The following is a 7,733-nucleotide window of genomic DNA, read 5'->3' as shown; positions in this document are numbered from 1 at the left end:
CGACGGACCGCCTCCGTCGTACGGGCGCTGCCGTGAAGAACCTGGCCCATAGCGCCTCCCTTGCCGCATGGTGATCCATTGTACCACCACACTGCGGGACCCCACACCTAGCGGCAGCACCCGGCGCAGAAACCAGGCAGGCATGGTCCCGAGCCTAGCCGGGATCCTGCGGATGGCGGACGAGCCGGTCATCTCCGGGGCGGACGCCCCGCCAGGATCTGTGGCAGGTGGGTCGCATCGGAGCAGGCCCGTGCCGCCCACCCCTGGATCCACGCGCCCCTGGCTCTAGAAACACAAAAGCGCCGGCGCTCCTGGGGGGATGTGACGCCGGCGCAAGTTCTCCACGACTAAACCTGCAGGAAGCAGCGAGTTCCCTGCCGGGTTTTGCCGGGTTCTCCTCATGTCGGTGCTGCGCGCTGTCCTGCCAAGGGAAGGACCTGGCGCTCCCGGCCATGGCAAGTGGCCGCCGTTCTATCCTGGCTTAGCGACGCCGCCGCAGGTGGCGCTAGTGTGGCACCATCGAGGTGGGGTGCGGCTGATGCAGTTGGTCCCGCTGGAACGGTTGATCCGCATGCCGAGCGGCGGCTGCGCCGCCAGCGGGCCAAGGTAGGTCGGCTGCGCCGGCAGGGCGCGGGGCTGGGCCAGGTGGCCTAAATGTTGTTCTGCCTGGAGCTGATCCTGGAACGGCTGCTGCAGCGCCGCTGGAGCGGCGTGCGCGGGTGACGGGCCGCACCTTCACCCCATACCCGTACCCCGATCCGCCATAACCTCCGGACCGGCTGGGCACCGGCAAGCTCGCTCAATCGCCAGCCTTGCCGCTCAATTGACTGTTCTTGCGCCCGTTTAGTATTCGCTTAGATGGTTTCAAAACTTGCCCCTTGATATCTGCTGGCGATGTTGGATCTGTCGGGCATATATCCAAACCATATAGGCATATACCGGACTATAACCCTGGTTATCTTGCCGGTCATCGGAAAATATTCTACCAGTTGACTATTGTAAGAATTGACCCGAGCCCTGGCGAGCGGCCCAAGATGATCAGTTATCCGATCGAATTACGCATCGACTTCGAGGGAGGCTTTGGTCGGTCCCAGGTAATCGGCCAGGAGGACATGATGGTGCGGACCAGCGCGCCCTTGGTCGTCGGCCAGACCATCCAGGGCTCGTTCCGCTTGACCGCCGACTGGCATGGCTACGTCACGGTGGTGCGGTTTGCCGCCACGGTCTTGGCGGTGGGGCCACGGGCGCGGGGCCCGGCTGGCCTATGTGCGGTGCAGGCCTGGTTCGACCGGCTGGAGTTCGCCACCGAGATCGACCCAAGCCGTGAGCAGCGACGGGCGGCATGATCAGCGCATAGGACCGGCCCGATCTGACGTAATCCTGCAACCAGCTCACCCAGCAGTTGCCGCTTTCAGTCTAGGATGCGGGATGGGCATCTTGCCCATCCCGCCGATCCTGCCCGGTTGATCAGCCGAAGAACGCTTGGCTGGGCGTCGTCGAATCGATGTCGGCCGCAGTCAGCGTGGTGACCCCGAACAGGGTGATCGTGCCGGTGCTGGGCACGAGCTGTTGGAAGTCGAAATGCTCTGCGTTGATCACCAGCGACGTCTTGGTCTGCCCGCCGTGGCTGATGGATTTCAAGGAAATGCCAGCATCGCCGGTGCCGAGCGTGCCGTTGCCGTCGGTGTCGAGGTCCTGGAAGGTGGTGAGATAGGTGCCGCCGCCTGAGCCATCCGGGTTTCGCTCCGCCTGGAAGCGGATCAATAGCTTGTCCTGCCCGCGGGTAAAATCGAGGATCATATCGTCGGCCTCGGTTACCGTGGAATCGGAGATGCTCTGGAAGCCGTCCGAAGAGGCGAACCAGACCCCGAACAGGTCGCTGCCGCTGCCGCCGGTGATGAGGTCCTGGCCGCTGCCGCCGACAATCTTGTCGTCGCCCGTGTTGCCGTTGAGCAGGTCGTTGCCGCCTCTGCCCCACAAGATGTCGTCGCCGGCCCCACCGCTAACCTGGTCGTTGCCGCGGCTAGTATCGATGAAGTCGTTGCCGGTGCCGCCGCGCATTACGTCGTCGCCCTGCCCACCGTTGATCCGGTCGTTGCCGTCGCCACCATCGACCGTGGCCGAGGGGTAGGAAGAAAGATCGATATCCTCCTCACCTAGGAAGATATCGTCGTCGCCGGTGCCGCCGTAGATGGTGCTCTTGCTGTAGGCGGCGATGATCTGGTCGTCTCCAGCACCGCCGTACAGCATGTGCTCGCCCTCGGCGACGATGTGGGATTCGCCTTCAGCGGTGATGTAGTCGTTGCCCTCCTGGCCAAAGATCGTGTCGCTGCCTGGACCACCGTACAGCCGGTCATCGCCCTGCCCACCCTGCAGGCGATCGTCGCCGGCCCCGCCATGCATCAGGTCAACGCCGATGTCGCCCAGCAGCAGGTCGTTGCCCTGGTCGCCCCAGAGCGCGTCGTCGCCCCACCCACCCTGCAGCGTGTCGTTGCCGGTCCCGCCGATCAGGCTGTCGTTGCCGTCGCTGCCGCGCAGGATGTCGTCGCCTGCATCGCCCAGCAGGCGGTCATCACCGATCGAGCCCTCGATCAGGTCATTGCCGCTGCCACCATGGGCAAGGTCGTCGCCCGGGCCAAGGTCGATCACGTCGTCGCCGCCCAGGCCGCGGACTTGGTCGTCCCCTTCCAAACCAGCCATCCAGTCGCGGCCACTGGTCCCTTTGAGGAGGTCGTCATTGATCGTGCCGGTCACCACCGCCATCTGCGCTTGCTCCTAGAGGTAACCGCCTTGGTTAGGGCCTTGGCTGGCAAGATGAACATGTCTACTAGTTCATAAAATGATCAATGTTCCTACACGTCGCAGGAGCTGGCAGATCCTCCTCTGCAGCTGGAACGTCACAGCGCCGAAACGCTTGTCGGCCAGGGCCAGGTGCCGCCCCACCCCATATCCCCCAATCCACCATAACGCATCACCTGAAGCAGGGCGGGAAGTCACCGCAAGACGCGGAATCTGGTCGGCAATCCTCGCCGTGGCCAAGCGGTTAGCGACTTTGCCAAGGGCCGATTCAACTTATCCGGCTGGATGCTCGACAACTTGCGCTGCGCGGACCGGTTGAGCGGCCATCACAAGGCGCGGCGGAACTCGGTGGCCGGCGCGAAGCCCGTCCGCTCATAGAAGCCTCGGGCGTCCGGCACGGAGTGCAGCACCATGGAGGTGCAGCCCAGCGAGCGCAGATGGTCGGCCGTGTGCTCGATCAGGCGCTGGCCGATCCCCCGACCGCGATAGGGCTCCTCGACGCGCATGCACCAGATATAGGCAAGATGCAGGTAGGCTGGCCGGACGATGCGCGGATAGGGCGAGTAATTCAGGTGAAACGCCAGGGCACCCGCCACCTTGTCGCCGTCCATGGCAACGAACCCACCCAGATCGCCACGGGCACGCTTGTCCTGGATGTACTGCCGAACACGGTCCGCCGCATCCGGTTGGAAACGCTCTTCGGGCCAGCCAAACGTATCCCAGTCGGCCGGATAGTGCCGGACGAACAGATCATCGTCACGCTCGGTGGCTTCGCGGATTTCCATGAATGCCTCCCGGCCATGTCCCGTGGGTAATTACCCAAGGATCGCTTCTACCGCCGCCTCGGCCCAGCGTAAACCTGGCCAGCCGTCAGCGTCGTGTTCTCCCACCCACAATAATATGCTAAGTTTCTTCTTAGCATCCCTAAGATTCCCAAAGAAGGAGATCGGATTAATTTGAACAATCCTCGGCGGAGAATTGCGATGTCTAGAAGATTGTTTTCTTATTTATCTCTGGCTTGTGCGGCGGTCTGTCTATCGCCTTTTCCTTTGCAGGCGCAGACCAGCCCTGATGTCATGCAGCTGATCTTTGCGACCAGATCTGTTTGTGACCTCAGCAACATTCCTGCGGACACGGCTGGCGGCCTGCATCCGCAGAACGCACAGCATCGCATCCAGTTGTATCTTCGCTGCCAGATCTGGTTCCACGATGGGATCGGAGATCCGACGGCAGCCGGCAATTGCTGCAACCACCTGTCGGCGGCTGATGCAGCCTCCTTGCGGGTGTGTCCCGATCGACCGCCCGCCAGCCCATGGCCGTTCGTGGCCAGGCAACTTTGGTGTCCGCGTCCTTGAGAAGGCTGGCCGATACCTGGCCCGAGCAACGACCATGCTCGATCCTGAGACTAGGCTGGCGCAGGCCCGCCGGCACGTCCAGGAAGGTCGGCGGCACGTCGCCGCGCAGCGCACACCCTGATCGCCGAGCTGGACCGCAACGGCTACGACACCACCCACTCATGTGCATTGCTCGCCACCATGGAGGGGCCTGCACCTGCAGCAAGAGCATCTGGCGATCGAGGAGCAGGAAGCGGCCAGGCATGGCGGGTGAGCGGCCGCATGGGCTTGCCCTGGCCCCGGCTTGCCCTAGCTCCGCGATCCGGAGCAGGTCGGACAGGAAGGGACGAACACGATGTACACGCTGGAGATCGCCGGCAGGCCCGTGGCGGTCGTGGATGTCCCGACCCGGGACGAGGCCGAAGCGTGGCTGAACGACGAGGCCTTCCAGGAGGACCTCATGGTGCTTGAGCACGAGGGGCAGCCCCTTTGGGACGGCCAAGCCGAGCTGCGGCTGCGCGCGGCCACCGACGAGGAACGCTCGGTGTTCGAGGACAGCATGGGGGACAACGATCCCGGCGACGATGACGACGGGGAAGCTTTTGTCGTCTTCCTGGTGGACGTCACCGACCCGGCCGATGACCTGAGCGACCGCGACGATTAACGTTCCCGCGACAGCTTGCTGGCGGATCGGCCTGGACATGGTCGGACGATCCTGCGGATCGAGGCCAGAACCCGATCAGACCCGGCCGGCCTTCCGCGCCGCGGTCCGGGCGGCGATCGAGCGGCGGCGGCTCCAGCGCACCTACCGGCACCAGCTCCAGTGCCCGCCGGCCGAGCGGGCCGAGTTGGTCGACGCCATCGCCGACTGCGTTGCCACTGCCATGGCGGAGCAGAAGATGTGGGCGAACTACGAGCGGGAAGAGCGCCGCCAGCAGCTGCGCAGTCAGCCTGATCATGGTGGCTGGCGGAAGGTGGCGGTGGCGATCGCCGAGAAGCGGCAACAGAACCAGTAAGCGGAAAGGCGCGAACGGCTCTGCGCAGGGTTGCGCTGCCTAGCCGCTCGCGCCGAAAGTATAGCACTCACTCAGTTGAGTACGGTGCGGCGCAGCGTCCTTCTGCTCAGGGTGCCGTGCTCGCCGATCAACCCAGGGCAAGCCGCACGAGAAATCCAGCTACGGCGGCAAGCCCAAGGGTCTTCACCACCCCCAGCTTCAGATAGAATAGGCAGAGGGCCGCCAGAGCAGCCAGCGTCAGTGCCACCGGATCGAGCGCGGTGAGCACCGGCAGGTCCATGGCAAGCGGACCTGCCTGCATGGTCTGCATCTCACGAAACAAGACCCGCAACCCGAACCAGACCGCCAGGTTGGCAACAACGCCGACCACGGCGGCGGTGATCGCGGCGAGCGCGGCAGCAAGCGCCCGATTGTCCTGCAGCCGCTCGATCAACGGTGCGCCCAGGAACACGAACACGAAGCAGGGCGCGAAGGTCACCCACAGCACCAGCACCGAGGCGACGATCCCGCCGGGAATCCCGCTCACGGCCTCGGGTGCCCGAAAGCCAACCAGGAAGCCCACGAACTGCAGCACCAGGATCAGTGGCCCCGGCGTGGTCTCGGCCAAGCCGAGCCCGGCCAGCATCTCGTGGGCCGACAGCCAGCCATAGGCCTCCACCGCGTCCTGGGCGACATAGGCCAGCACCGCATAGGCGCCGCCAACGGTGACCACCGCCATCTTGGAGAAGAACCAGGCGATGTCCGCATAGGTCCCGCCCGCGGTGGCCAGCAGGAGGGCGACCGGCGCCAGCCATAGCGTCAGGCCAATGTAGCCGGCGCGGCGTGCACTGGCGGCCAGCCGGGCAGGGCGGTCCGGATCAGCCGCCAGCACCGCATCGATCAGGGCTGGGGCATCATTCTTGGCTGCGCCATGGCTGCCGGGTGTGAAGGCTGTGGGCGCCAGATAGCCGATAATGCCGGCTGTCAGCACCACCAGCGGGAACGGCAAGTTGAGGAAGAACAGGGCGATGAAGGCGGCGACCGCCAGCGTCCAGGCTGCTCGTCCCTTCAGCGCCCGCCGGCCAATGCGCAGCAGCGCCTCGACCACGATCACCAGCACTGCGCACTTCAGGCCGAAGAACAAGGCCGCGACCAGCGGGGCGTCGCCCAAGGTCGCGTAGAGGAGCGACAGCGCCAGCATCACCACCGCGCCCGGCAGCACGAACAGGATGCCGGCGGCCAGCCCGCCACGCACACCGTGCATCAGCCAGCCAAGATAGGTGGCGAGCTGCTGGGCCTCCGGCCCCGGCAAGAGGGTGCAGAAGTTCAGAGCATGCAGGAAGCGCCGGTCGCCGATCCAGCGCCGGTCATCGACCACCTCCCGGTGCAGGAGCGCAATCTGCCCGGCAGGTCCGCCAAAGGAGAGTAGCCCGATCTTCAGCCAGACGCGCAAAGCTTCCGCCAAGGACGGCAGCGCTGCCTCGGCATCGATGGCGTGGGCAGCATCAGGGGCAATAGTGCCCTCCATCGTCCCGTTCATGGAGCAGCTGCCTTCACGTTGGGCCAGTTGTGCGTCTCGTCGGTGGCATCCCGGCACCAGCGATAGAACGCGTCGTACAGCGCGATTCCCGCCTCGAGCTGCTCGAGGTCGTCCGCGTACATCCGCGACAGCCCGAGCGAAGCCGCCAGTAGGCCGGCTGCCTGCGGTGCCAGATCGAGGCGAGCTGTGTCGGCACCCCGCACAATGGTCGCCAGCCGGCGCAGCGGTTCGGTGCCGAGGCCCAGTTCCTCGACCATGACGTCGAAGGTGCACCGTTCGCCGCGATGGCTCCAGAAGACGTTCTCGATGTCGAACGGTTCGGCATCGAAGCGCTCGCCAACCGCTATGACCTCGGCAGGAATGACGAACAGGAACACGGCGGTTGGATCGACGAAGCGCCGGATCAGCCAGGGGCAGGCAATCCGATCGACCTTCGGGCGAGCGCGGGTGACCCAGACAGTCCGGCCCTGCTGGTCCCGCTTGGGCAGCTTGGCCTCCGGCACCGTCGGCAGGCCGGCGGTGCCCCAGGTCTCGAAGCCGCCTTCCAGCACATCGGCCGGGATACCCTCATGGCGCAGCCAAGCGGCAACGCCATGGCTCAGCTTGTGGCCCTGCTGGCAGATCACGATGGCAGTGCGGCCCTGCAGCGATGCCGCCCAGTTCTGCACCTGGTCATGCGGGCGTCGGCGGGCACTGGGGATCAGACGCGGATCAGACGCGAAGTCCTCCTCCATGCGCACGTCGATCAGGGCGGGACACTTGGGCGTCCCGATCAGGCGGAGCAGCTTGTCTGTGGAGATGGTGGTGGTCGACGCCATGGCGCGTCCTCCCAAGAAAGGGGATGGGACGCGATGCTTCGGCTGTCGCCTCGTGGGGAGATCGCCTTCCCCATGGGAAAGAAGCTAGGAGCCCTAACAGGCACGTCAAGCCGTGCGAGCCATCACCTAGGTAGGGAACTCAAACAACCTTCTGCAGCTTCATGGCTTTTAGTCGACTGATCAGGGACGCAGGCTGAGGAGGGTATGGCGGATGGCACATCTGTACTGGCTGTCGGACGCGGCCTGG

General features: G+C 65.0%; 7 protein-coding genes. 3 read left to right on the top strand and 4 right to left on the bottom strand.

Going from position 1 to position 7,733, the window contains the following annotated elements; all coding sequences use genetic code 11:
• Nucleotides 1-1,034 precede the first annotated feature (1,034 nt).
• Complete coding sequence (locus tag HLA95_RS26285; protein ID WP_191059759.1) at nucleotides 1,035-1,346, top strand: hypothetical protein; 312 nt, start codon at nucleotides 1,035-1,037, stop codon at nucleotides 1,344-1,346.
• Between the two features lie 121 nt (nucleotides 1,347-1,467).
• Here HLA95_RS26285 and HLA95_RS26280 read toward each other — a convergent pair whose 3' ends face one another.
• Together HLA95_RS26280 and HLA95_RS26275 are read right to left on the bottom strand one after the other, a co-directional pair.
• Nucleotides 1,468-2,763 (bottom strand): calcium-binding protein, encoded by a 1,296-nt coding sequence (locus HLA95_RS26280; RefSeq protein WP_191059758.1) that lies wholly within the window; start codon nucleotides 2,761-2,763, stop codon nucleotides 1,468-1,470.
• Nucleotides 2,764-3,125: 362 nt separating this feature from the next.
• Nucleotides 3,126-3,584 carry a GNAT family N-acetyltransferase gene (locus HLA95_RS26275; protein WP_191059757.1) on the bottom strand — a complete coding sequence of 153 codons (459 nt, stop codon included), beginning with the start codon at nucleotides 3,582-3,584 and terminating at the stop codon, nucleotides 3,126-3,128.
• A gap of 904 nt (nucleotides 3,585-4,488) precedes the next feature.
• Between HLA95_RS26275 and HLA95_RS26270 the strand changes: the two genes are divergently transcribed.
• Together HLA95_RS26270 and HLA95_RS26265 are read left to right on the top strand one after the other, a co-directional pair.
• Nucleotides 4,489-4,797, top strand: coding sequence for a hypothetical protein (locus HLA95_RS26270; protein WP_191059756.1), 309 nt, complete (start codon nucleotides 4,489-4,491; stop codon nucleotides 4,795-4,797).
• A gap of 37 nt (nucleotides 4,798-4,834) precedes the next feature.
• Nucleotides 4,835-5,149: a hypothetical protein gene (locus tag HLA95_RS26265; RefSeq protein ID WP_191059755.1), complete on the top strand. Its 315-nt coding sequence runs from the start codon at nucleotides 4,835-4,837 to the stop codon at nucleotides 5,147-5,149.
• Between the two features lie 127 nt (nucleotides 5,150-5,276).
• Here HLA95_RS26265 and chrA read toward each other — a convergent pair whose 3' ends face one another.
• Nucleotides 5,277-6,668, bottom strand: coding sequence for a chromate efflux transporter (gene chrA, locus HLA95_RS26260; protein WP_191059754.1), 1,392 nt, complete (start codon nucleotides 6,666-6,668; stop codon nucleotides 5,277-5,279).
• A complete protein-coding gene (locus HLA95_RS26255) occupies nucleotides 6,665-7,486 on the bottom strand; it encodes a chromate resistance protein ChrB domain-containing protein (protein ID WP_191059753.1) in 822 nt (273 codons plus the stop codon). Before HLA95_RS26255 ends, chrA begins: the two co-directional genes overlap by 4 nt.
• Nucleotides 7,487-7,733: the final 247 nt, after the last annotated feature.

This window comes from Geminicoccus harenae (assembly GCF_019800005.1).
Lineage (GTDB): Bacteria > Pseudomonadota > Alphaproteobacteria > Geminicoccales > Geminicoccaceae > Geminicoccus > Geminicoccus harenae.
The sequence above is the reverse complement of the archived record's forward strand: the minus strand, read 5'-3'. Positions and strand labels throughout refer to the sequence as shown.